Source organism: Fischerella sp., assembly GCF_013388695.1.
Taxonomy (GTDB): Bacteria; Cyanobacteriota; Cyanobacteriia; order Cyanobacteriales; family Nostocaceae; genus PCC9605.
The window spans coordinates 1-24,434 of the sequence record NZ_JACAEU010000046.1 but is presented as its reverse complement, the minus strand read 5'-3'; the positions used below and the strand labels follow the sequence as shown (position 1 = coordinate 24,434).

Annotated in this window: 21 protein-coding genes; 13 read left to right on the top strand and 8 right to left on the bottom strand. The window is 44.4% G+C overall.

Annotated elements, in window-relative coordinates; genetic code table 11:
- Window positions 1–432: 432 nt before the first annotated feature.
- From HXY43_RS07405 to HXY43_RS07395, 3 genes are all read right to left on the bottom strand, one after another.
- Window positions 433–1,095: a tetratricopeptide repeat protein gene (locus HXY43_RS07405; protein WP_026733182.1), complete on the bottom strand. Its 663-nt coding sequence runs from the start codon at window positions 1,093–1,095 to the stop codon at window positions 433–435.
- A 158-nt stretch (window positions 1,096–1,253) separates the two neighbouring features.
- Window positions 1,254–3,224, bottom strand: coding sequence for an acetate--CoA ligase (acs, locus tag HXY43_RS07400; protein ID WP_290881750.1), 1,971 nt, complete (start codon window positions 3,222–3,224; stop codon window positions 1,254–1,256).
- A gap of 155 nt (window positions 3,225–3,379) precedes the next feature.
- Complete coding sequence (locus HXY43_RS07395; RefSeq protein ID WP_290881745.1) at window positions 3,380–3,547, bottom strand: hypothetical protein; 168 nt, start codon at window positions 3,545–3,547, stop codon at window positions 3,380–3,382.
- A 410-nt stretch (window positions 3,548–3,957) separates the two neighbouring features.
- Here HXY43_RS07395 and HXY43_RS07390 point away from each other — a divergent pair, with 410 nt between their 5' ends.
- The 3 genes from HXY43_RS07390 to HXY43_RS07380 all read left to right on the top strand — a co-directional run bounded on the left by HXY43_RS07390 (window position 3,958) and on the right by HXY43_RS07380 (window position 6,771).
- Window positions 3,958–4,323 carry a lipopolysaccharide assembly LapA domain-containing protein gene (locus tag HXY43_RS07390; protein ID WP_290881743.1) on the top strand — a complete coding sequence of 122 codons (366 nt, stop codon included), beginning with the start codon at window positions 3,958–3,960 and terminating at the stop codon, window positions 4,321–4,323.
- A 98-nt stretch (window positions 4,324–4,421) separates the two neighbouring features.
- Complete coding sequence (locus tag HXY43_RS07385; protein ID WP_290881742.1) at window positions 4,422–5,255, top strand: ScpA family protein; 834 nt, start codon at window positions 4,422–4,424, stop codon at window positions 5,253–5,255.
- Between the two features lie 349 nt (window positions 5,256–5,604).
- Window positions 5,605–6,771 carry a sugar phosphate nucleotidyltransferase gene (locus HXY43_RS07380; RefSeq protein ID WP_026733176.1) on the top strand — a complete coding sequence of 389 codons (1,167 nt, stop codon included), beginning with the start codon at window positions 5,605–5,607 and terminating at the stop codon, window positions 6,769–6,771.
- A 67-nt stretch (window positions 6,772–6,838) separates the two neighbouring features.
- Here HXY43_RS07380 and speA read toward each other — a convergent pair whose 3' ends face one another.
- The gene (gene speA / locus HXY43_RS07375; protein WP_290881738.1) at window positions 6,839–8,857 is read right to left on the bottom strand and encodes a biosynthetic arginine decarboxylase; all 2,019 of its coding nucleotides are present in this window, start codon (window positions 8,855–8,857) and stop codon (window positions 6,839–6,841) included.
- A 183-nt stretch (window positions 8,858–9,040) separates the two neighbouring features.
- On the opposite strand from speA, the gene ndk reads away from it, so the two are divergent.
- Complete coding sequence (gene ndk, locus HXY43_RS07370) at window positions 9,041–9,490, top strand: nucleoside-diphosphate kinase (RefSeq protein ID WP_290881749.1); 450 nt, start codon at window positions 9,041–9,043, stop codon at window positions 9,488–9,490.
- 109 nt (window positions 9,491–9,599) lie between these two features.
- Here the strand turns inward: ndk and HXY43_RS07365 are convergent, their stop codons facing one another.
- Entirely contained in the window at window positions 9,600–10,352 is a 753-nt protein-coding gene (locus HXY43_RS07365; RefSeq protein ID WP_290881736.1) for a TerC family protein, read from the bottom strand.
- Between the two features lie 246 nt (window positions 10,353–10,598).
- On the opposite strand from HXY43_RS07365, the gene HXY43_RS07360 reads away from it, so the two are divergent.
- Together HXY43_RS07360 and HXY43_RS07355 are read left to right on the top strand one after the other, a co-directional pair.
- Entirely contained in the window at window positions 10,599–11,006 is a 408-nt protein-coding gene (locus HXY43_RS07360) for a lysozyme inhibitor LprI family protein (protein WP_290881734.1), read from the top strand.
- Between the two features lie 67 nt (window positions 11,007–11,073).
- The gene (locus tag HXY43_RS07355) at window positions 11,074–11,217 is read left to right on the top strand and encodes a hypothetical protein (RefSeq protein ID WP_290881731.1); all 144 of its coding nucleotides are present in this window, start codon (window positions 11,074–11,076) and stop codon (window positions 11,215–11,217) included.
- A 91-nt stretch (window positions 11,218–11,308) separates the two neighbouring features.
- On the opposite strand, the gene HXY43_RS07350 is transcribed toward HXY43_RS07355, so the two are convergent.
- Window positions 11,309–12,103: an Rpn family recombination-promoting nuclease/putative transposase gene (locus HXY43_RS07350; RefSeq protein ID WP_290881728.1), complete on the bottom strand. Its 795-nt coding sequence runs from the start codon at window positions 12,101–12,103 to the stop codon at window positions 11,309–11,311.
- A gap of 88 nt (window positions 12,104–12,191) precedes the next feature.
- Window positions 12,192–14,003: a translation elongation factor 4 gene (gene lepA, locus HXY43_RS07345; RefSeq protein WP_290881725.1), complete on the bottom strand. Its 1,812-nt coding sequence runs from the start codon at window positions 14,001–14,003 to the stop codon at window positions 12,192–12,194.
- Window positions 14,004–14,409: 406 nt separating this feature from the next.
- Here lepA and HXY43_RS07340 point away from each other — a divergent pair, with 406 nt between their 5' ends.
- From HXY43_RS07340 to HXY43_RS07310, 7 genes are all read left to right on the top strand, one after another.
- Window positions 14,410–14,646 (top strand): hypothetical protein, encoded by a 237-nt coding sequence (locus HXY43_RS07340; RefSeq protein ID WP_035139802.1) that lies wholly within the window; start codon window positions 14,410–14,412, stop codon window positions 14,644–14,646.
- A 174-nt stretch (window positions 14,647–14,820) separates the two neighbouring features.
- Complete coding sequence (locus HXY43_RS07335) at window positions 14,821–16,572, top strand: ATP-binding protein (protein WP_290881722.1); 1,752 nt, start codon at window positions 14,821–14,823, stop codon at window positions 16,570–16,572.
- A 125-nt stretch (window positions 16,573–16,697) separates the two neighbouring features.
- Complete coding sequence (locus HXY43_RS07330) at window positions 16,698–17,348, top strand: DUF3386 domain-containing protein (protein WP_290881719.1); 651 nt, start codon at window positions 16,698–16,700, stop codon at window positions 17,346–17,348.
- Window positions 17,349–17,515: 167 nt separating this feature from the next.
- Complete coding sequence (locus HXY43_RS07325; RefSeq protein ID WP_026733165.1) at window positions 17,516–17,746, top strand: NifU family protein; 231 nt, start codon at window positions 17,516–17,518, stop codon at window positions 17,744–17,746.
- Between the two features lie 199 nt (window positions 17,747–17,945).
- Window positions 17,946–20,177: a glycoside hydrolase gene (locus HXY43_RS07320; RefSeq protein WP_290881747.1), complete on the top strand. Its 2,232-nt coding sequence runs from the start codon at window positions 17,946–17,948 to the stop codon at window positions 20,175–20,177.
- Between the two features lie 609 nt (window positions 20,178–20,786).
- On the top strand, window positions 20,787–22,442 hold the full coding sequence (locus HXY43_RS07315) for a thiamine pyrophosphate-binding protein (RefSeq protein ID WP_290881714.1): 1,656 nt from the start codon (window positions 20,787–20,789) through the stop codon (window positions 22,440–22,442).
- Between the two features lie 13 nt (window positions 22,443–22,455).
- Window positions 22,456–23,754 (top strand): Glu/Leu/Phe/Val dehydrogenase, encoded by a 1,299-nt coding sequence (locus tag HXY43_RS07310; protein WP_290881712.1) that lies wholly within the window; start codon window positions 22,456–22,458, stop codon window positions 23,752–23,754.
- 221 nt (window positions 23,755–23,975) lie between these two features.
- Here the strand turns inward: HXY43_RS07310 and HXY43_RS07305 are convergent, their stop codons facing one another.
- Window positions 23,976–24,308, bottom strand: coding sequence for a universal stress protein (locus HXY43_RS07305; RefSeq protein WP_290881709.1), 333 nt, complete (start codon window positions 24,306–24,308; stop codon window positions 23,976–23,978).
- Window positions 24,309–24,434: the final 126 nt, after the last annotated feature.

Below are 24,434 nucleotides of genomic sequence, written 5' to 3'. Positions count from 1 at the left end.
CAATTCTTCCACGCTTTGATGAGGCTCTAAATTTAGGCGTTTAGGCATAACTTCTTACTTCGCACCCTTGAGACTCTTAAAGCTAGCATATCATTCCGATGCAGCCGGAATCGATATGAGTTCGACGGATAGGAAGGGGCAAAAAGCTTGCTATGTAAGAATTGCTCAACTGGCATTCACGGCAGCGATCGCGCACAGTGGCGCAGACGAGCACGACGATTAATTGAGAAGAGGTAAAAAGTGACATTATTAATCAAGATTAATCAAGTTTGTGTAGATTGGCGTTTTCGTACAGAAGATGCAAGAGTTAAGCTTTCAAAGATTTATCCAACCCAACAAAATTAATGGGACAGACCACTAGTTATGAATCAGGTTTTTACTAAAACATCGGTAAAGCAAATTTCATTGAAACGGGCGATCGCGCAATTTCACTTACGAAACTGTCGGGTCATCACCAGTTTTCATTTCCCGTAAAATCTTTTCAATGCGTTCTACTTTCTGAGGTCTATTTTGCTCTTTAAAAATATTTAAAGCTTTTTCCAAGGATGCGATCGCTTCATTTCGCTTGCCTTGTATCCAAAGCGCCTGAGCTAAATTTGTGAGTGCATCACCATAGTTAGGATTGATTGCTAGTGCTTTATTATACTCTACAATGGCTTCTTCCCATCGCTCTTGATCTGCAAAAACAATCCCAATGGCATTGTGTGCAAGTGCGTATTTAGAATCTATGCGAATCGCTTCTTGATATGCTTTGATTGCATCTTCTTTTTTATCCTGACGAAACAGGACATTCCCTAACTGGTAGTGTCCAAAGGCATCCTTTGGGTACTTCTTGATTAGCTTACGTAAATTTTCTTCTGCACCAGTCAAATCACCCTGGCTGAATAGGGTATTTGCAGTTTGCACAAGTTGCGATCGCTCTTGCGATTGACTGTCAGAACCAGAGAACTGCGCTAGCGTGTGTTGTCTAGTCACAGCAGAACTTCCTATCTCTGCAACAACCAATTGAGACGTATTCGTGATAGTTAAGATACCTAACGTCAAGCAACTAACAGTTTTAAAAAAAGCTGGCTTGAGAGTATTCTTTGGTTTCATCGCGTAATAATTTTTCTATGATTCAGGTTTTATATCTACTCAGAAAATATGTTAACAATTTTCAAAAATAAAAATATACTTCACGTTCCTAACAAACAAAATCTAGGGCGCGTCACGCATTATTAACGCACCCTAGCTAAATCTAAACTACAGTCGGATTAAGCACCTTCCCGCAGCTTATCGAGTACACTTCTATCCTCTAATGTAGAAGTATCACCAGATACTTCTTGTCCGGCTGCAAGATTACGCAACAACCGCCGCATAATCTTACCCGATCGCGTTTTGGGTAAAGCATCAGTAAAGCGAATTTCACCGGGACGAGCGATCGCACCAATTTCGCTCATCACATGCTGCTTCAGTTGCTTACTCAGTTCTTCACTAGGATTATTACCACCTTCTAAAGTCACAAAAGCAACTATATCTTCCCCCTTCACCTCATCTGGCTTACCAACCACAGCTGCTTCAGCTACGGCAGGGTGAGAAACTAAAGCTGATTCAATTTCCATCGTACCCAGGCGATGTCCGGCAACATTAATGACATCATCTACGCGGCCCATTACCCAGAAGTAGCCATCTTCATCTCGTCTAGCACCATCGCCTGCAAAGTAGACATACTGTCCATCTTTGGGGGGGATGTGTTCCCAGTAGGTGCGGCGGAAGCGTTGCGGATCGTTGTATATTGTTCGCATCATCCCTGGCCAGGGATGGCGAACTATTAAATAACCACCTTCGTTATCACCAACGGCATTACCTTCTAAGTCCACCACATCTGCAAGAATTCCAGGGAAGGGGCGAGTCGCAGAACCTGGTTTAGTAGGAATTGCTCCTGGTAGCGGTGTAATCATGATCCCGCCGGTTTCCGTTTGCCACCATGTATCGACAATTGGACAGCGTTTACCACCAATTACTCTATAATACCACATCCAAGCTTCGGGGTTAATTGGTTCGCCTACGGTTCCTAGCAAACGCAGAGAAGAGAGATTTCGTGCCTTGGGATGGTGTTCGCCCATTTTGATGAAAGCCCGAATTGCCGTCGGTGCGGTATAAAAAATCGTCACACCATACTTTTCAATTACATCCCAAAAACAACCAGGATTGGAAGCACGGGGCGCTCCTTCATACATAATCGTGGTTGCACCGTTGGACAAGGGGCCGTAAACAATGTAGCTATGTCCAGTAATCCAACCTACGTCCGCAGTACACCAATATACATCTGTATCTTGGATGTCAAAAATCCATTTGGTGGTGATATGGGTATATAAGTTATAACCAGCCGTTGTATGGACGACACCTTTTGGTTTGCCGGTGCTGCCGGAAGTGTAGAGAATAAACAGCATATCTTCGCTGTCCATCGGTTCGGCGGGACAATCTGCGGAAACACCCTTTTGCAGATCGTGCCACCAGTGATCGCGTCCGGGTTCCATATGAATCTTTTGCCCAGTACGTTGGACAACGAGGACGTTTTCCAGGGTGGGAACAACTTCATCAGCTAAAGCTTTATCTACCTGTTCTTTGAGAGGAACGATCGCATCTTTGCGCCAACCACCATCAGCGGTAATAACTAATTTTGCTTGGGCATCAATCAGCCGATCCCGTAAAGCTTCCGCACTGAAACCACCAAACACAACGCTGTGGGGTGCGCCAATTCTGGCACAGGCAAGCATAGCAATAGCAGCTTCGGGAATCATCGGCATATAAATACCAACGCGATCGCCCTTTTTGACTCCCAGTTGTTTCAGAACATTAGCGAATTGACAAACTTCCCGATGTAACTGTGCGTAGGTAAGAGTGCGTGAATCTCCTGGTTCGCCTTCCCAAATAATCGCAGCTTTGTTTTTAAGCCAGGTGGTGAGGTGTCTGTCAAGACAGTTGTAGGATATATTGATTTTGCCGTTGACGAACCACTTCGCAAAGGGGGGTTGCCAGTCTAATACTTTGTCCCATTTTTGGAACCAATGCAACTCCTGTTCTGCTAATTCCGCCCAGAATTGTTCTGGATTAGCTTTAGCTTTTTCGTAAAGGTGCTGGTACTGTTCCAAACTTTTGATATGGGCATTTTGAGAGAAATTAGCGGATGGGGAAAATAGGCGTTTTTCTTGCAGGATTGATTCTATTGTTGGCTGAGACATGATCGCTTCAATATTGTTGTTACTGGAAACTATTCTGTACGCAGGTTTACCAGAAGTATTTAGATTCACTCTAGTTCTTCATTATTTCGCTGACCAGTTCTCAAATTGTTTTTGCTCTTAAAAAAATTAATAGTGATTTTTTATACTTATGAATGCTAAATGGTAATTAAGGGCGATCGCTCCAAACCCTGAAGCGATCGCCTTAAAATCACCCCTTCATTAGAAAATTTATAACGCCGTCCTGCTTGCAGGTGAGACGGCTTTATATTTGTATCGGGGAAATTGCTTAAACCTAACAATGCCGAGATTTTTTGATGCTTCAACTAGGAAAATCTCCGCCAGTTGGATAAGGTAATTTGCCAGTTACCGGACTTTCAGTTGTCGGGAGTGAGCGATCGCAAACCTTAAAATAAGCCCCAACTATTGCTGAATTTTTGGTTTACTCAGAGAATTTTCGCGCTGTTTTTTCAGAAAAATCCATCACAAAAATTCAGTATAAAGGCTCATTTAAGATTGATTTTTTTTACAAATAAAAAGAGTATCAAAATTTCATGATAAGCTTGATTGTTTGTACTTGTTCGCATAATATTTGCTTGTCAACATACAACAGTTGTGTTGCTGAAAATATTTCAAATTAACAGTTGCACAATCAGGAATCACAATTCACAATAGTAGTGACTGCGAGTTTCAGGGAAGCATTAACCAAAACATCTTACGTAGTATTTGGTTTCCAATGAGACAAGTAAACTTTGTAATAATTTTTATCTTTTGTTTGGCTTTTGCTTTATTTGCGATACAAAACACCGAACCAAGCACAATTCATGTCATTCCTGGGATGCAGGTGCAAGCACCGATTTCTGTGGAACTACTGTTAGCGATCGGCTTAGGTGCGGTTTTTGCTTGGTTATTTGGTATCTGGACGCACTGGCAGCGACTGCTACTGTCTAGTCAAAAAGTCCGCCAAAGCAACGGCCGGATTCAGGAACTAGAGAGCAGGATAGAACAGTATCAAGTAGAAATTCAATCGTTAAAACTGGCCCTACCACCAGCAGGTGATACTTCAAATTCAAATAAACAAGCACAAGCAATTGCTGAGTGACGTGAATGGATAATGGAGAATAGGGAATGGAAAAGAAAACCATCTATTCCCAATTCTCCATTTCCAATTCCCAATTCCCAATTCCCTAGAATTTGTTGATGGATGCATCTGAGTTACTGGCAACAATAGAAAATCTTATACATCAGGCTGAAGAGGGGAAAATAGACCCTTGGGATGTCCAAGTGATAGAGGTGATAGACCGTTACATAGAATTAATGGCACCTGAGGCAACAAGAAAAGGTTATGAAGCCGACTTGTTTCAGTCTGGGCAGGCAATTCTCTCAGCATCAATGCTAGTGTTATTCAAGGCGAACACTCTGATGCAATTGCAATCTGCTGCGGATGAACAAGAGGCTTTAGTAGATGAGGTGCTATCTGAAGAAACTGAAGACGGAGTACTTTATCAGGCTCATAGATTGCAATTCGAGCGGCATTTGCGTCGCCGTCCGGCGGCAATGCCTCCACCAAAGCGTCGCGTGACTCTGCAAGAACTAATCGATCAATTGCAGGTCATGGCAGAACAGCTGAAACTGGTAGAAAAAGTCAACAAGCCGCCCCGTTCCCGGCGTCAGCCAAGCTTGCAAACAATGCGAGCAGCATTAGAATTAGCTCACCAGGAAAACCTCACAGAAGTAGCTGGAGAATTAGAGCAAGTTTTGTACCGTTGGGCAGCTGAACTTTGTTTGGAACAAAATTGCTTGGATTTGGAACAACTAGTACAGTTGTGGACGCAAACAAAGCAAACGGAACATGATGAATCAGCTCACAATTCCCCAAACAGCCACTTAGTAAGCGTTTTCTGGGCACTACTATTGCTCTCGGCTCAATCAAAGGTAGAGCTATTTCAAGACGAGTTTTACCAGGATATCAAAATTCGGTTACTCACAAATACAGAAAATATTAGTAAAAATTTGGAACAGTCGATGAACTGAGTGTATTTTACTTATAAATACAATTGATTATTAGAATAAATACTTCAGCTTACTCCAAAATCTGAGTAAATTGAAAAGAAGAGGGATAGTTTGTATGTTCCTGTAGACGCCCATAAGGCAACTTCTCACAGAGTAGCGTTTCTTTTAGAAATGCCAGCCCTTCCAAGGAATGGGGTAGGCATTTAGATACGCTAAGCCAACACATGTCATCTTGCTATGCCTATGGTTATACCATGTCTGACAACTACCGTGTTACGTGGTTTTATGGATGACTTGGAGCAAAAATAAACCGATGATTAAGTATCACTCACTGAAAGTTAACTGGCTTGTGGTTGAGGAATAAATATTTATGAAGGCGATGATTCTGGCAGCGGGTAAGGGAACTCGGGTGCGTCCGATTACGTACACTATGCCCAAACCGATGATGCCCATCCTGCAAAAGCCAGTGATGGAATTTTTACTAGAACTGTTACGCCAACATGGGTTTGACCAGATTATGGTCAATGTCAGTCATTTGGCTGAGGAAATTGAAAGCTATTTCCGTGATGGTCAGCGATTTGGTGTGCAAATTGCTTATTCTTTTGAAGGACGAATTGTTGAGGGTACGCTGGTAGGTGAAGCCCTTGGTTCTGCTGGCGGGATGAAGAAAATCCAGGATTTTTACCCGTTTTTTGACGATACTTTTGTGGTTTTGTGCGGAGATGCTTTGATTGACCTGGATTTGACAGCAGCAGTTAAGTGGCATAAATCCAAGGGTTCAATTGCTACTATCATCATGAAATCTGTTCCCAAGGAAGAGGTTTCTAGCTATGGTGTGGTTGTCACCGATAACGATGGCCGCGTGAAAGCTTTCCAAGAAAAACCCAAGGTAGATGAAGCCCTTAGCACAAACATTAACACGGGTATCTACATCTTTGAACCAGAGGTGTTGAACTACATCCCCTCTGGTACAGAGTATGATATTGGCAGCCAACTATTCCCCAAACTAGTAGAATTGGGTGCACCTTTCTACGCAATCCCGATGGATTTTGAATGGGTGGATATTGGTAAAGTCCCTGACTACTGGCGAGCAATTCGCGGTGTGCTGTTAGGAGAAATCAAAAACGTACAAATTCCTGGTCATCAAGTCGCCCCTGGTATCTACACTGGCTTAAACGTAGCGGTAAATTGGGACAAAGTTGATATCACAGGGCCAGTGTACATTGGTGCCATGACCAAAATCGAAGACGGTGCAAAGATAGTCGGCCCAACAATGATCGGCCCGAACTGCTGGATATGCAGTGGGGCGACGGTAGAAAACAGCGTAATTTTTGAATGGTCGCGCTTGGGGCCGGGAGTGCGGCTAGTCGATAAGTTAGTGTTTGGACGTTACTGCGTAGATAAGACTGGGGCAACAATAGACGTCCAAGCGGCGGCGTTAGATTGGCTAATTACCGATGCTCGTCAAACACCGCCATCCCAAACCCCAGCTGAACGGCAAGCGATCGCAGAATTGTTGGGGACAAACGCTAGCTAGTTGTTAGTTGTTGGTTATTAGTTGTTTGTGGTTTTCCAACCAACAAACAACAACCAACAAACAACCACTAACTGCTGAGATAAGTGTATCTTCTTAAACTCTGTTCGTAAGTTTGCAGCAGTCGCTGGGATTCTGCAAGAGTAATGCGATTTTCTTCTAAAGCTTGTTCGCAGCGCTGGCGGATGTTTTCCACCATATCTTCAGAGTCGTACTGTACATAACCTACTACTTCAGTCATGGTATCACCCTTGACAACATGTTGAATTTGGTAGCCTTTGGGTGTCAATTGGATATGGACGGCGTTAGTGTCACCGAAGAGGTTATGTAAATTTCCCATGATTTCTTGGTACGCTCCATTGAGGAACATTCCCAAATAGTAAGGTTCTCCTGGGTTGAAAGGGTGGAGTTCTAAGACAGACTTCACATCCCGTAGATCGATAAAGCGATCGATTTTGCCGTCACTATCGCAGGTAAGGTCTGCCAAAATACCCCGCCGCGTTGGTTCTTCACCCAAGCGATGGATCGGCATAATCGGGAATAATTGGTCAATCGCCCAACAATCTGGTGCTGATTGAAACACAGATAAATTGACGTAGTAGATGGAAGCCATGATTTTTTCTAAGTCTTCCATTTCATCTGGTACGTATTCTTGCTGTCTGGTTATGTTCAATATTTTTTGACAACAAGCCCAGTAAAGCCGTTCTGCCTTGGCGCGTTCGGTAATGCTCAATATTCCCAAGTTGAAGCGGCTAATGGCTTCTTCTTTAAATTGGGTGGCGTCGTGGTAGAACTCTTGGTAATTTTCTTCGTTGATTGATTGGTAGGTTTCCCACAGGTAGGTGATAATGTGGGATTCCCCATCTTTTGGAGGTTCAGGTAGTTCAGTTAAGACTTCACTGATACTGAGAACATCAAAAATTAGTACCGATTGGTGAGAGGCGATCGCCCTTCCGCTTTCACTAATCAGTGTTGGTACAGGTATATTTCGCTCAGCACAAGTATCTTTTAGCTCTGCCACGATATCGTTAGCGTAGTTCTGCATGTTGTAGTTTTTCGAGGCATAGAAATTAGTTTGCGAACCGTCGTAATCTACACCCAAACCACCGCCAACATCGAGATATTTCATATTTGCCCCCAGTGCCGCTAATTCTACGTAAATACGGCTGGCTTCCTGGATGGCATCTTTAATCACATTAATGGCAGAAATTTGCGACCCAACATGGAAATGCAAAAGTTGGAGAGAATCTAATAGATTAGCAGCACGTAACTTGTCAACTGCTTGGATAATTTCTGGAATGGTCAAACCAAACTTAGCGCGATCGCCGCTAGAGGTTCCCCAACGTCCCATGCCTTGGGTACTAAGTTTTGCTCTCACGCCAACAATTGGCTGAATGCCCAATTGTTGACTAGCTTCGATGACTAGATCAACTTCTTCAATCTGTTCTAAGACAATTATCGGCGTCTGCCCCAGTCTTTGGGCTAGCATCGCTGTTTCGATGTATTCCTTGTCTTTGTATCCGTTACAGATTAACAACGCTCCTGGTGTATCTAGTGTTGCCAGGGCAATCATTAATTCCGGCTTAGAACCAGCTTCTAAGCCAAATTGATGCGGTTTGCCAAACCGTACCAAGTCTTCAATTAAATGCCGCTGCTGGTTGCACTTAACGGGAAATACACCACGGTAAATCCCAGGATAATTGTAGCGAGCGATCGCTTTGGCAAAACAAGCGTTCAAGCGCTCAATCCGGTCTTCTAAAATATCGGAAAACCTAATCAATAGAGGCAGTCCGAGATTACGCTGTTTCAAAGCATTGACCAATTCATACAAATCGAGAGAACCACCGCGATCGCCTTTGGGAGAAACAGTAATGTGACCAGCTGCGTTAATTGAAAAATAGGGTTGTCCCCAACCTTCAATCCGGTACAACGCTTCGCTATCTTCTATTTTCCAAACACCTGTGCCCTCTGGCGTGCTGGCAGGTGGCAGCAATTTTTTTTGTTTGTGATTCTTCAATTCAGCTTTTTTACTATTATGGGACGGCGGTTTAACTACCTCATCTGATGTAGCAGTTGACTCAAGACGCATTTTCCTGACCTTTGTGTTTCACCCATGAACAATCTAACTTATTCATCTTTGCAGACACATGTACCCCGAGATAATTTCTAAGATATTCTGTGATTGGCATTAGTCATTAGTCATTAGTCATTTGCTATTGACAAAGGACAAATGACTAATAACAAATTTATTCAGTTTGAGGAGATAGCAGCTTTGGAACGCACATTTCTTGCAATTAAGCCTGACGGCGTACAGCGCGGACTAGTTGGTGAAATTGTCCGTCGCTTTGAAACAAAAGGCTTTACCCTGGTGGGCTTAAAGTTCATGAAAGTTACCCGGGAATTAGCTGAAGCGCACTACGACGTTCACAAAGAAAGACCGTTTTTTGCAGGGTTGGTTGATTTTATTACTTCTGGCCCTGTGGTAGCGATGGTTTGGGAAGGTGAAGGCGTCGTTGCTGCTGCTAGAAAAATTATTGGTGCAACTAATCCTTTGACGGCAGAACCTGGGACAATTCGGGGTGACTTTGGTGTAAATATTGGTCGCAATATTATCCACGGTTCCGATGCTATCGAGACAGCACAGCGTGAAATTGCTCTATGGTTTAAGGAAGAAGAATTGGTGAGTTGGCAACCGCAGTTGATGCCTTGGTTGCACGAGTAATTTAGGGATCGGGGATCGGTGATTGGGTACTGGGGAGAATTATGAATGATGAATGCGATTGGGCTGAAAATTTCATAATTCATAATTCATAATTCATAATTTTTATGCCCTAGTCCCTAGTCCCCAGTCCCTCTACATTAACTTCTGTCTTTTCTGTTTCCGGTTCTGGTGTTAATTGTGTCAGGGTACGCTTGGAGAATCCCCAGGTTAAAATCACAGCGATCGCAGTAATCATTAACCATTCTGGCGGTACAAAAGCATCATTGACCACTTTCAACAGTAGGCGCAAACCCACCAACGCCACAGTGATATAGCCTGCGTCTTCTAGGTTCTCAAATTCATCTAACCAACGGATAAACAAACCTGCCATAAAACGCAGAGTCACGATCCCAATAGTTGTACCAGTGAGTACCAACCAAGTTTCTTGAGAAACAGCGATCGCAGTGGTAACGCTATCCAAAGAAAAAGCTAAATCTGTTAGGGCAATTACTGGTATTACTTGCCACAAAGAACTAAAACGGGGGCCGTGGTGATGATGTCCGTCGGTTTCTTCTTCTTCTGATGTGAAATGTTGGAATACTAGCCACAGGAGGTAAGCTGCACCTAGTAACTCAAATTGCCAGAACTGTTGCACCCAGGTAGCGCTAAGTAGTAAGGTAATTCTGAGGACATAGGCAACGACTAGACCCAGGTTAAGTGCTTGACGTTCAAGTTTTTTGTCTTCCAATCCTTGAGCGATCGCAGCGAGGGCGATCGCATTGTCAGCAGATAGCACTGCCTCTAGAAATATCAGGATCAGCAGAACTATAGACGCTTCAATGCTGAGATGAAGGTGAAGGTAATCAAAAATTTGGTCTAGCATTCCGAGTTTCTCAAGCAGTGAAAATTAAAAATTACCAGCAAAAGAGTAATTAATATAAAAAGCGCAATAAATTGCTACCTTAATCAAGCTTAACGTGTGCCTGGTGAATTCTGAACAGAAGATATAGTTGTGAAATTGCGATTTTCGTGGTGTGAAATCCGATTGACTGCTAGTCATTCACAGTAATATCCACATGGTGATGCCTAAAAACTGTGATTTAATATACTAAGCTATCAGGAGTTAATTATGAAGAAGTTATTCGCACTTGCCGTACTGTTGGTGTTGGGTATTACTAATGCGCCTAGCTTTGCAGGACATAGTTCTCAACAAATTACTCAAAATGTCAACTGTCAAGCTCCCCAAACTACACAAGAGATGTTAATTTGCGGCGATCGCGCCTATAAAGCGGCTGATAAGAAACTTAATCAAGTTTATCAAGCGTTACAGCCAAAATTAAACGCAAATCAAAAGAAAAGATTGACTAACGCACAGCTAGCCTGGATAAAGTTTCGAGATGCGGCTTGTGCTTTTGAGGGTGGTATCTATGCAGGGGGTTCATTAGAATCACCTACTAGAATTAATTGCTTAGCTCGCATCACCGAACAACGCACAAAAGATTTAAATTTGTTGTTGCAACAGTTGAATCGACGGTAAAAAATATTAGGCAGGGCGATCGCACAGGTTCGTAGTAATCGCTTTAGCGATTGATTTATTCAAGACTTTGGTGTATCGCACTCAACCGAGAAGCGCGATATGTGCTGTAGGAATTGTGCAAGGTTCGTGTAGTAGTGATTGTCCTAAAAGTCAAGTGATCGCGCTATCCTTTCTTTTCCGATCGCGATCGCTTCTAGAAGAGGAAGACTAGAAAAAATATGGTATGGAGTCAACAGCATCGTCAACAGGCGGGTGAATGACTAATATTTTAGGACTATCGCAATTAAATTTCGCATAGGCGCTTATTGCGGTGGGTTGGTTTCTCCGTCTTGTTGCAAAAGTCCTAACTGTTCAGCAGACAACCCTGTTACCATAACTATTTGCTCTAAAGGCATACCAGTTTGAAGCAGATTCCTTGCTACTTGTAGTAATGCTTCTGCCTTACCTTCTGCCTTACCTTCTGCCTTACCTTTCTCTAAAATGTCCTGGTAAATTACTGACTCTCGCATAATTTCTGCCCTTAAGATTCGCCTAATTACTTCCTTCTTCAATACTAAACCAGCTAAAATCGCTGCGGATGCAGCAATATTACTTTGAATTCGAGACTCTGTTATTTCCTCAATTGTCGTTGCCACTTGGTTTAGTACACTAACCGGATCTGTAGTGCGACTTAATACAGCAAAAGGCAGCAGTCCAGGTGTTCTCAAAAATACATCCGTTGACTGCTCCCATAGGCGAATTACCTCAAATTCATGACGAGTTCCTGGAATGCTGAATGTATTCTGTAATACTAGATCGGAATTATTTTGTCTCAAATAAATTACCACTTGACGCATTCGCTTATGAGGAAAGCGACGATAGACTCGCAGCCGATAATCAATCATCCGAAAGGGAATATCAGTATTGGCTTGCGTCTGAAATTCTAGGTGCAGTACCGTTTGATCTGACTGTAGCAGAATTAGTGCATCTGCACGAATGGGTTCCAGAGAGAGTTCTGAAGGACTGAGTTCAGTTAAGGTGATAGGTTCTCCCAACAGCCAACTGGCAAAGTCTGTAGAGAAGTTTTCGGCAAGAAATTTGCAGATGTTGTCAAACATCTGGGAATTATACCAAACAGCCTTTATTAAATTGAAATAGTTACCAGGCCAACCCTGGTAACGAGAGAACCAGAGACTAAGAGTAGGGTTACTGCTGATCCAAACGCAACACCGCCATAAACGCTTCCTGCGGTACATCCACCGTACCTACGGCTTTCATTCGCTTCTTACCCTTAGCCTGCTTCTGCAACAGTTTCTTCTTCCGGCTAATGTCACCACCGTAACACTTAGCAAGTACGTCTTTCCGCAAGGCGGGGATGTGTTCGCTGGCGATAATCTTACTGCCAATAGCCGCTTGAATTGGTACTTTGAATTGATGGCGAGGAATCAATTCTTTTAGCTTCTCAGCCATCGATCGCCCAACACCATAAGCTTTATCACGGTGGACAATCATAGCTAACGAGTCAACCGGCTCACCATTAATCATGATATCTAACTTCACCAAGGGATTTTCGCGGTAGCCGATCAGGTGATATTCCATACTGGCATAACCGCGCGATCGCGATTTCATTTGGTCAAAAAAGTCGGTGACAACTTCTGCCAAAGGTAACTCGTAAGTGAGTGTAGTGCGTCCTTGGGTGAGATATTTCATGTCTTTAAACACACCACGTCGGTTTTGCGACAACTCCATCAAAGTACCGACGTAGGTTTCCGGTGTAATCATCTCTACCTGGACATAAGGTTCTTCAATTTTTTCCCGGTCGTTGGGAGAGGGCAAATGGCTGGGGTTGTCGATATCCAGTACCTCGCCCTTGGTAGTTGTTACCCGGTAAACTACTGAGGGAGCTGTAATAATTAAATCCAGGTTATACTCTCGTTCGAGCCGCTCTTGCACAATTTCCATGTGCAGCAAGCCAAGGAAACCACAACGGAAGCCAAACCCCATTGCACTAGAGGTTTCTGGTTCGTAGTGCAGCGCCGCATCGTTGAGTTTCAGCTTTTCCAACGCTTCTCGCAAGTCTTCAAATTGGTCAGCATCGATGGGAAACATGCCACAAAATACCATCGGGTTAGCTTCTTTGTAACCAGGCAAGGGTGAAACTGCTTTGGCGTTGGTGAGGGTGACGGTATCTCCTACCCGTGCATCGGCTACAGCTTTAATCGCCGCTGCTAGATAACCCACTTCCCCAGCGTGCAAGTCCTCAACTGGCTTTTGGGTGGGGGAAAGTACGCCTAACTCGTCAATCTCGTATTCCTTCCCAGACGCCATCAGATGGATGCGATCGCCCTTCTTCAGTTTCCCATCCATCACCCGGAAATACACAATCACTCCCCGGTAGCTGTCATAATAGCTATCAAATATCAGCGCCCTCAGAGGTTCATTGATTGTATTTCGTGGCGGCGGCACGCGCTCCACAATCGCTTCTAAAATCTCATCAATACCAATTCCTTCTTTGGCAGAAGCAAGAATTGCACCGCTACAATCTAGACCAATAATTTCTTCAATTTCCTGAATTACCCTGTCTGGCTCTGCCCCTGGTAAGTCAATTTTATTCAAAACTGGAATGATTTCTAGATTATGCTCCAGTGCTAAATAGACATTAGCCAAGGTCTGCGCCTCTACACCTTGGGAAGCATCTACGACTAAAAGAGCACCTTCACAAGCGGCAAGACTGCGAGATACTTCATACGAAAAATCTACATGTCCTGGAGTATCAATTAAGTTAAGTACATAATGCTGACCATCTTTTGCTTTGTAATTCATTCGGGCTGCTTGCAGCTTAATGGTAATGCCGCGCTCCCGTTCTAGATCCATGTTGTCGAGAAACTGTTCCTTCATTTGCCGCTCATCCACCGTGCCGGTGACTTGCAGCAATCGGTCAGCAAGGGTAGATTTCCCGTGGTCTATGTGAGCAATAATACAGAAATTACGAATACGATCTGCGGGAACGTCAGTCATAATACTTTTTTGCTTAGCAGCAACCAAGGTTAAAACAGAAATATACTTAACGTATTTTAATGCTTTCTTAGCTAAGACGCTGCTTTTGAGAAAGGGAAAGGGGAAAAGGGACAGGGGGAAGGGGAGATGGGGAGATGGGGACAAATAACTACTAACTACTAACCACTAACTACTAACAAATGACCAATGACAAATGACCATTGACCATTGACTCTTGACCCTTGACCTTTGACAAATATATAAAGGTCTATCTATAGCCTCTATTATTGACCAACTTGGAGCGTACAATAAACATCTAGAAGTGCAAAATGCAGACAACAGAACTAGAAGTGCAACCCGCAATTGCCTGAAGTTGAAAAAAGCTGTTTACAAAGCCTTTGACAAACAGACTCAGAGTATATCAACTATGAATATGAAAGACAAAGCTACCGATGCGGAACAAAGACTGTCCGAAAAGGTAGAAATTGCAATCCGTCTGGACTCCGAGTTATTAGAGCAAATTCGCCATTTGACCAATGACCCTAGTAAAGTGATAGAGGTGGCGATTCGCCAGTGGCTGCGAGGTGAGGTTCCCAGAGATGATGAACTAACGCGTAACCCCAGGCGCACACCAATACCACCGCGCGGAGAATGGAACGATTAATGTCAAAAAAGTAGCTGTCAGCGGAGGGTTGAAAAGTGTAGAATTGCTCCGACCGTATCCAAAAACCGAAAAAACCCCCAATAAAAAATGCTAAAGCTGTAAAAATTTATGCCAAGCTAGAAGCAGCTTCAGCCAAAAATTTTTGGGTTGCCACTTGTCTATCCTACTCGAGTCATGAGTATTACTGCTAATTCCGATCTGCCAAATCTTGTGTCTGAGAATATGGAAGCTATTACCAGTAACACTGATGGCTCATGGAAAAATTTGGGAGCTGAGTTGGTGTACACGCAAGATGGGGCTGGGCGGTATCTTTCTTTTTATTGGCAACACTGCCCAAGGTTCGGTTTAGATCCCAAGCAAATAGTTACTGATGCCAAGATCGATGCAGTTTTTACCCCTGTGGACAAAGTTGCTTACTTAGAAAGATTGCAGCGGATACTCACAACTTTGGAACCAGAAAGGTGTCAGTGCTGGTTTAGCTTCCAAAAGCATCTGATAGAGTTGGAGTTGACCATTAGTCCAATTTTGCCAACACTGGGTAATCCTGCGATCGCTGTTTTGGCGATCGGAAGGTTAGTGCAAGTTAGAGTCAGTGAAACAGCAGTGAACGTAACAGCACAGCCACCCACAGAGTTAGAGTTAGGATTACGTTCGCAGCAAAACCAACAATTGGTAACTCAAATTACCAGAAATATTCGACGTACATTAAATTTAGATATCATTTGGCAACAAACGGTTGACGGTTTAGGAGAACTGCTGCAATTGAAGCGTTCTATTATCTGTCCATACCAACCGTCAAGTAAAAAACTAAAAGTAATTGCAGAATATCGCCAGCCAGAATTGGGTTCTATGCTGGGATTAGAAGTGGATATCGCTTCTGAACCAGCCTTTGCTCAGGCTTTGGCAACTTTAGAACCGATTTTGGATGAAAATCCCAAACATCCGCTATTTAAGCAAGAGAAAATTTTGGTAGTCGCAACTTGCTATCAAGACCAGCCAAATGGCTTGATTGCTGTGAGTCTGTGCGATAATTGTTATGGCGTGACGGCCGCAGAACTCGAACTGGCCAAAGAAGTAGCGGATCAATTGGGTACAGCGATCGCCCACGCGACTTTGTACAAAGAGCTAGAAGCAGCAAGCCAACAAGCAGAAGAAGCCTCCCGCCTCAAAAGTGAGTTTCTGGCTAACGTCTCCCATGAAATTAGAACGCCACTCAATGGCATGATTGGCTTTTTAAAATTGATTTTGGACGGGATGGCTGACGATCCGGAAGAACAAAGGCAGTTTCTTCTTGAAGCTCACAAATCATCGCTGCATCTACTAGATGTGATCAGTGACATTTTAGACTTTGCCAAAATCGAAGCAGGCAAAATGGAACTGGAACTTGGAGCAGTAAGCTTGGAAGAACTGTTTAGCGATGTAGGTAACTTTATGCGTCTGCAAGCAGAACAAAGAAGGCTCAGTTTTCGGATGCATTTACCTGAAACCTCCGATGAAATTCTCGTCTATGGCGACTATCAACGCCTTAAACAGGTGATGCTGAACTTAGTTGGCAACGCCATCAAATTCACCCATGAAGGTGGTGTCACTGTTAACACCGATGTAGTTCGTAAAAAAGTGGTATTTAAAGACCAGGAATTCCCCGGTATGTTGCGAGTGCGTGTGGCAGATACCGGCATCGGCGTTTCTCTCGACAAACAAGACAAACTATTTCAACTATTCTCGCAAGTCGATGGCTCCCGCACTCGTCAGTATGGCGGTACAGGCTTAGGACTGGTCATATCTCAAAAATTGGTAGAAGCAATGGGTGGAGAAGTGCATTTTTACAGTTTAGGCGAAGGACTTGGTTCCACAGTCACTTTCACCGTACCACTGTATCAACAACCTGTCATGGTTTCCTCAACTGAAGGTAATTCACAAGATTAGTCAAGAGTCAAGAGTCAAACTAGTTTTTAATTACTTTGGACTTTTGACTATTGACTCTTGACTATCAAAGTAGATTTGATCCCTCATTAGACTAAACTGAGAAAAGTGAAGTCAAAAGTGGTTGTATGACAGTTCCAAACACAGCCCGCGAGTTATTCCAAACCGCTTACGAAAGTCGTTACACTTGGGACAAAAACTTTCCTGGCTATAGTGCGGATGTGCAAGTAATGCAGGGTGCAGAGGTTTACACGGGACACATTCGCATTAACCACGATATGAGCCTAGAAGTTACGGGAGTTACCGATCCACAAGTCGAAGAAGGTATTTATACTCAGTTGCAGGATATAGTCACTCACCGCCAACGCACTCCTTTTGAGGAATCTCATGGCAAGCACGAGTTTGTTTTCGGTGAATCAGACAACACCGATGCGGTGGAAATCTTGGTCAAGGGCGACTCAATGGATTCTAATTATAAAATCCGGGATGGGCAAGTTTGCCAAGTGCGTCGAGTTATGGGTCGCATGAATTTTGTAATTGATACTTACGAAAGTTTGGATACAGGTGAAGGTTATATTCCCACTTGCTACGATGCCACCTTCCACAACGTGCAAACCAACCAAGTTACTAGCATTCTGAAATTTGAAGACACCTATGAAAAAATAGGCAACTATTACATCATGACTAAGCAGGTCGTGCAAGAGGTTATAGATGGAGAAAAAACTACTACTGAGTTCAATTACTCTAATATCAAGTTGATAAAATCAGCAGCTGTTTAGTTATTTAGTCATTTGTCCTTTGTTATTAGTTATGAATACCAAACAACAAACAAATGATCATCAATGAGCCTTCAACATAGCTGCCCTCTGCTCTCTACCTTCTTGTACTAGGATGTAGTTAACAAACATAGAAGATAAAATTTTCTTCTCAAAAGAGGTCTGAAGCTATGGAACTAACAACTGAAAATGTAGAAACTGTCTTAGATGAAATGCGTCCTTATCTCATGTCTGATGGCGGCAACGTGGAACTCGTAGAACTTGATGGCCCCATTGTCAAGCTGCGGTTGCAAGGAGCCTGCGGAGCTTGCCCAAGTTCCACAATGACCCTGAGAATGGGTATTGAACGTCGCCTCAAAGAAATGATTCCCGAAATTGCAGAAGTTGAGCAAGTAATTTAGGTAATGGGTAATGGGTAGTGGGGAAAGGGGAAAGGGGAACGGGGATAGGAAGGGAGACAAAGAGAACAAGGAGGACAAGGGAGCAGGGGGACGCGGAGAATAACCAATGCCCAATTCCCAATTCCCAATTCCCAATTCCCAATTCCCAATTCCCAATTCCCAATTCCCAATGCCCGATCCCCAATCCCCAAATAAGCCTATGTCTCATCCCCTCTACGTCGCTTTTATCTGGCATCAACATCAGCCGCTGTACAAATCTCGCAGCGGCGTTTCGCTTTCTTTATCTCAGCAGTATCGCTTGCCTTGGGTACGTTTGCACGGTACTAAGGATTATCTGGATCTGGTTCTTCTTCTAGAACGGTATCCAAAGTTACACCAAGCAGTGAATTTAGTTCCATCACTGATATTGCAGCTAGAAGATTACATCGCAGGTACTGCCTTTGACCCTTACTTGGAAGTTACTCTCACACCTACAGAACAACTGACTCAAAAACAGCGGGAATTTATTATCCAGCACTTTTTTGATGCTAATCACCACACTCTGATTGACCCCCATCCCCGCTATCGGGAGTTATATAGCCAAAGGCAGGAGCAAGGGCAAACTTGGTGTTTGACAAATTGGCAAGAACAGGATTACAGCGATTTATTAGCTTGGCATAATCTGGCTTGGATTGACCCTTTATTTTGGGATGACCCAGAAATCGATACATGGTTAAAACAGGGTCGAAATTTTACTTTAAGCGATCGCCAGCGAATTTACTCTAAACAGCGAGACATCATTGCTCGCATCATCCCGCAACACCGGAAAATGCAAGAACGAGGGCAGATTGAGGTACTAACTTCGCCCTACACTCACCCGATTTTGCCCTTGCTTGCCGATACTAATTCCGGTCGGGTAGCTGTGCCAAATATGACTTTGCCCAAATATCGATTTCAGTGGTCAGAAGATATTCCGCGGCATTTGCATAAAGCTTGGAATTTATATTTAGATAGATTTGGTCAAGAACCGCGTGGTTTATGGCCATCGGAACAGTCAGTAAGTCCAGAGATATTACCGTATATTACCAAACAAGGATTTAAGTGGATTTGCTCAGACGAAGCCGTCTTGGGATGGACGCTACGCCACTTTTTTCACCGCGATGGGGCGGGTAATGTCCAAGAACCAGAGTTAATGTATCGACCGTACCGCTTGGAAACCCCAGCAGGTGATTTGGCGATTGTTTTCCGCGATCATAGATTATCGGATTTAATTGGTTTCACCTATGGTTCTATGCCGCCAAAACAGGCAGCAGCAGATTTAGTCGGACACCTGCAAGCGATCGCCAGAATGCAAAGAGAACACCACAGCGAACAACCTTGGTTAGTTACCATCGCTTTGGATGGCGAGAATTGTTGGGAATTTTACCCTCAAGATGGCAAACCGTTCTTAGAAGCTTTGTATGCAACCCTAGAGCGAGAACCACACCTAAAACTCGTCACAGTCTCAGAATTTCTCGAACAGTTTCCGCCAAGGGTGACAATTCCCGCCAATCAACTGCACAGCGGTTCCTGGGTTGATGGCAGCTTTACCACCTGGATTGGCGATCCCGCCAAAAATCGCGCTTGGGACTACTTAGCAGAAGCACGGGCGATGCTGGCAAGCCATCCAGAAGCCACAGAAGAAAACAACCCAGCAGTCTGGGAAGCTTTGTATGCAGCAGAGGGTTCTGATTGGTTCTGGTGGTTTGGTGAAGGACATTCCTCGAATCAGGATGCTATTTTTGACCAGTTATTTCGAGAACATCTGTGTGGCATTTACAAAGCTTTGAATGAACCCATACCCCCTTATTTGCGGCAACCTGTAGAATCCCACGCCCCACGAGCAGATCACCGTCCAGAAAGCTTTATTCATCCAGCCATTGATGGTAAGGGAGATGAGCAAGACTGGGATAAAGCCGGACGCATAGAAATCGGCGGCGCACGCGGAACAATGCACAGCAGCAGTGTTATCCAGCGCCTGTGGTATGGAGTGGATCACCTGAATTTTTATTTACGGGTAGATTTCAGATCCGGCGTTCAACCGGGACGGGATTTGCCAGCAGAATTGAATTTGTTGTGGTTCTATCCTGGCATGACAATGCACAACAGTCCTGTTCCTTTGGCGGAAGTGCCAGATGTCGAGCCAGTTAATTACCTATTCCACCATCATTTAGAAATTAATTTGCTGACGCTATCGATTCAGTTTCGAGAAGCGGCGGAGCATTATCAATGGCATCCGCGTGCTAGTCGGGCACAAGTAGCTTTAGACCGTTGTTTAGAGATTGCAGTACCGTGGGCAGATTTGCAAGTTCAACCAGATTATGCTCTACGTCTGATTTTAGTATTTGCGGATGAAGGGCGTTTTTGTAATTATCTGCCGGAGAATGGTTTGATTCCAATAGAAGTACCTTAAAGAAGGTTAGTAGTTAGTGGTTAGTAGTTAGTGGTTAGTAGTTAGTGGTTATACCATTTCACAAAATTCTTGATACAAATCCTCCCCCCTTGTCTTCCTTAGTAAGTAGGTGAGAAAAAATCAAACTATGTAAAGAAAAGTAAAGCTTGAAATTAGCTCGTAGTAAGCGCTACTCTGCGAGAAGCCGCTCCGCGTCTACAGCGAAGACAGCGCTTACTGTTTTTACGCCGACCTACTTACTTAACGTGTGGTGAACTCGACACCTAAATAAAAAAGCTGCTCAAAAAAATTTTTTTCCTTACTTTCACTTTACTAAAGTCAATGGGAAATAGGGTTTATTAGAGCTATAATATATACAATAGAGGCAAAAATCGACGGAACTAGGTGATAGAAAAAGGGGCAGGCAGAGCGGCGATTGGGGCGATCGCACTTTTGTTGCAATTCATACAATCACTCGCTTCAGTTTCTAATGACTCCGAATCGCTTTTCCTCATATGAGATTGGCGTACACATCTGTTTAGAAATTAATTCACTTCAGAAGAGAAATTTTGGCGAAGCGTTGCAGCGTTCTTGCGATCGCTGCCACCCATTCTGATTGGGAGGTAGGGTATGGAAACAGCAATGCCGATAGGAGCTTATTTAATCCAACGGCTCTACGAGTGCGGAGTTCGCCATGTTTTTGGTGTTCCTGGTGATTTTGTTTTGGGTTTTGACAAACAGCTAGAAGACAGTCCGTTAGTTGAGTTTATCAACACCTGTGATGAACAAGGAGCAGGGTTTGCAGCCGATGCCTATGCTCGTTTACAAGGATTGGGAGCTGTGTGCATTACCTATTGTGTAGGCGGGTTGAAAGTGGCGAACACAACAGCTCAAGCTTATGCTGAGAAGTCCCCAGTTGTGGTCATCAGTGGCGCACCAGGAATGAATGAACGGATTAAAAATCCCCTGTTGCATCATAAGGTACGGGATTTTGACACCCAGTACAAGGTGTTCCAGCAATTGACTGTCGCTTCCACCGTTATCGATAACCCCGATACAGCTTTTCAAGAAATTGATCGCGTCATCGCAATGGCATTGCGCTACAAGCGACCTGTTTACATTGAACTGCCCCGCGATCTGGTGAATCTGCCAGGGAACCCGAACTATCGACTTGTCTTGAATCAGGAAAACAGCGATGCTAATGCCCTTCGAGAGGCACTGGATGAAGCGATCGCGATGATTAATGCTGCTCGTCAACCTGTCATTCTGGCAGGAGTGGAGATGCATCGATTCGGATTGCAGGAAGCCCTTGTACAGCTCGTTGAGAAAACTAACATTCCGATCGCGGCAACTTTGTTGGGTAAGTCTGTGTTCAGTGAACTGCACCCCTGTTACTTGGGCGTTTATGAGGGGGCAATGGGGCATGAAGACGTGAGGCAATATGTCGAATCGAGCGATTGTCTAATTATGTTGGGTGCATTCATGTCGGATATTAACCTGGGGATTTTTACTGCCCATCTTGACCCCAAACGCTCGATAAATGTCACAAGTGAGAAAGCATCGATTCAATTCCACAACTACGAAGACATTCGATTGCAGGACTTCGTTCAGGGGTTGATTGACGCGAATATTCGTCCTCGTCCCTTAGAGCTTCCTCCACGGGTTCATACTCCTTTAGAGTCCTTTCCCACACCGGGCAAGAAGATTACGCTTGGGCGGCTGTTCGATCGCCTGAATGCCTTCGTTGATGACAACACCATCGTGCTGGCAGACGCAGGTGATGCCTTATTTGCCGGGTCCGATCTGATCATCCACCATCGGACAGAATTTATGGCACCTGCCTATTATGCGTCCTTGGGCTTTGCTGTGCCAGCCAGCTTAGGGGTTCAGTTGGCTAATCCCGAACTACGACCTTTAGTTTTGGTGGGTGATGGAGCATTCCAGATGACAGGTTTGGAACTATCGACTGTTGCGCGTTATCACCTGAATCCGATTGTGGTGGTGATCGATAATCAGGGGTACGCGACAGAACGTCCGATGCAGGATGGAAAGTTCAATGACGTGTTGAATTGGAATTACAGCAAACTACCAGAGTTACTTGGTGCAGGTTTTGGATTTGATATCACGAGCGAGGTTGAACTTGAGGAAGCTTTGCTAGCGAGTCGCATGAATCCGGATAGTTTCTGCATCTTAGATGTGCATATTGACCCGTCAGATACCTCAATGGCACTGAAGCGACTGACGAGTTCTTTAGCTGCGAAAGTGCGGAGTCAGCGCGATCGCTAGCATTGAATTGGTTTTGTATCACAGCGTTAAGCGAATCGGCATTTCAGAAGGAGATGTGGAAATGAGCGATCGAATTTCCAAACGATCATTTCAGTCCCTAATAGGGATTCATGCACGACAACCACTTCCACTAACAGATAGAATAACAAGAGAAATCGATTGGCAGCAAGCCGCATCTGTGGATAATCTCTTTCGGTTTGCGGATGAATTAGGACCGACAAAGATTCTTCACATCTATGAACCCTTGACAGGTTTGAGGGCAATTCTGGTTGTCGATAACGTGGCACTTGGGCCGGCGATCGGCGGTGTTCGGATGGCTGTGGATGTGAGTACTGAAGAAGTCTTTCGACTCGCCCGTGCCATGACGCTGAAAAATGCGGCAGCTGGGTTGAGCCACGGTGGCGGCAAGTCAGCTATCTTAGCCGATCCGAAGTTGCCTTTAACAGAAAAGAAATGCCTGGTTCGCACCTTTGCACGTGCCATCCAAAACATCACGGAGTACATTCCTGGGCCGGATATGGGGACGAATGAACAGTGCATGGCATGGATAAAGGAGGAAATTGGGCGGGCGATCGGTCTGCCATCCAACATTGGGGGCATTCCTTTGGATGAGATTGGAGCCACAGGTTTAGGACTCAGTGTTGCGGTAGAAGTTGCCAGCCAGTTTTGTTACCTCGATCTAAACGGTGCGCGATTGGTGGTTCAAGGCTTTGGTTCAGTGGGTCAGCATGCCGCTCGGTTCTTGGCGGAAAAAGGTGTCATCCTTGTTGGTGCAGCGGATTCCAAAGGAACATTGTTTAATCCCAAGGGGATTGATATTAACCAATTGATTGCGCTCAAGCACGCTGGCAAGAGCGTGCTTGACGCGCCCGATGGAGACAAGCTCGACCACGATGCGGTGATTGATATTGCATGTGATATCTGGATTCCAGCTGCCAGACCGGATGTGCTGCATGCTCAAAACGCAACTCGCTTAAACACCAAGTTAGTTGCCCAAGGGGCGAATATTCCCTTTACGCCAGAAGCCGAGCAGATCTGTCACGACCGAAATATTCTAGTTCTGCCCGACTTTATTGCCAATGCAGGTGGCGTCATCTGTGCAGCCGTAGAATATCGCGGTAGCACTCAAGCGATCGCCATGAAAACTATCGAAGAAACTATTCGCCACAATACCACCCTGATTCTAGAGGATGTCGCTAGAACAGGAAAACTGCCACGCCAAGTTGCGGTTGAACTGGCTCAACAGCGGGTACGCACAGTGATGGAAAAGCCTAACAAGCAGACCCTACCTGATTTATCTCTAAAAGCGTGACCGAAAATCGAACGGCGCAATGACTGCTAGGGGTTGACTTTTGTGAAACAGCAGTAGCCAATGCGATCGCAAGCCAATTTCATCTGCTGCTAGACTTTAGTTTGTGGAATCACCCGCAACGCTGCGGGACAGAGTATGTTATTTTCTTTGAAGATATGTTCACGCAAGGTGAGGATGAGAAACTTGGCGATCGGTGGATGTAATCTTCGCTTATGTTCAAGTCATGATGCTGATGCTGCCTCTGTTGAACTGATTGCTGCACTGGCATGAAATTTCTCCTGAATGACCAGAACTGAGCAGGGGGCGTGATGGAGTACACAATTGCTGACACTGCCCAGGATCATTTCACTTAAGCCAGTGCGACCTCGACGACCTGTCACAATCAGCTCAGCTCCCCAGGTATCAGCAATATGACAAATGACTTGACAGGGATCGCCAAGGCTCTGGGTAAGTTTAATTGGTACACCTGCACCCATTGCCTTAGTCTTGAGTGAGCGCAAAAACTCTAACCTTTTTTGCTCAAACTCTTCCAACCGAGACATATAGTTTTTCATCACTTCGTCATATCGATTCCGGCTGCATCGGAATGATATGCTAGCTTTAAGAGTCTCAAGGGTGCGAAGTAAGAAGTTATGCCTAAACGCCTAAATTTAGAGCCTCATCAAAGCGTGGAAGAATTG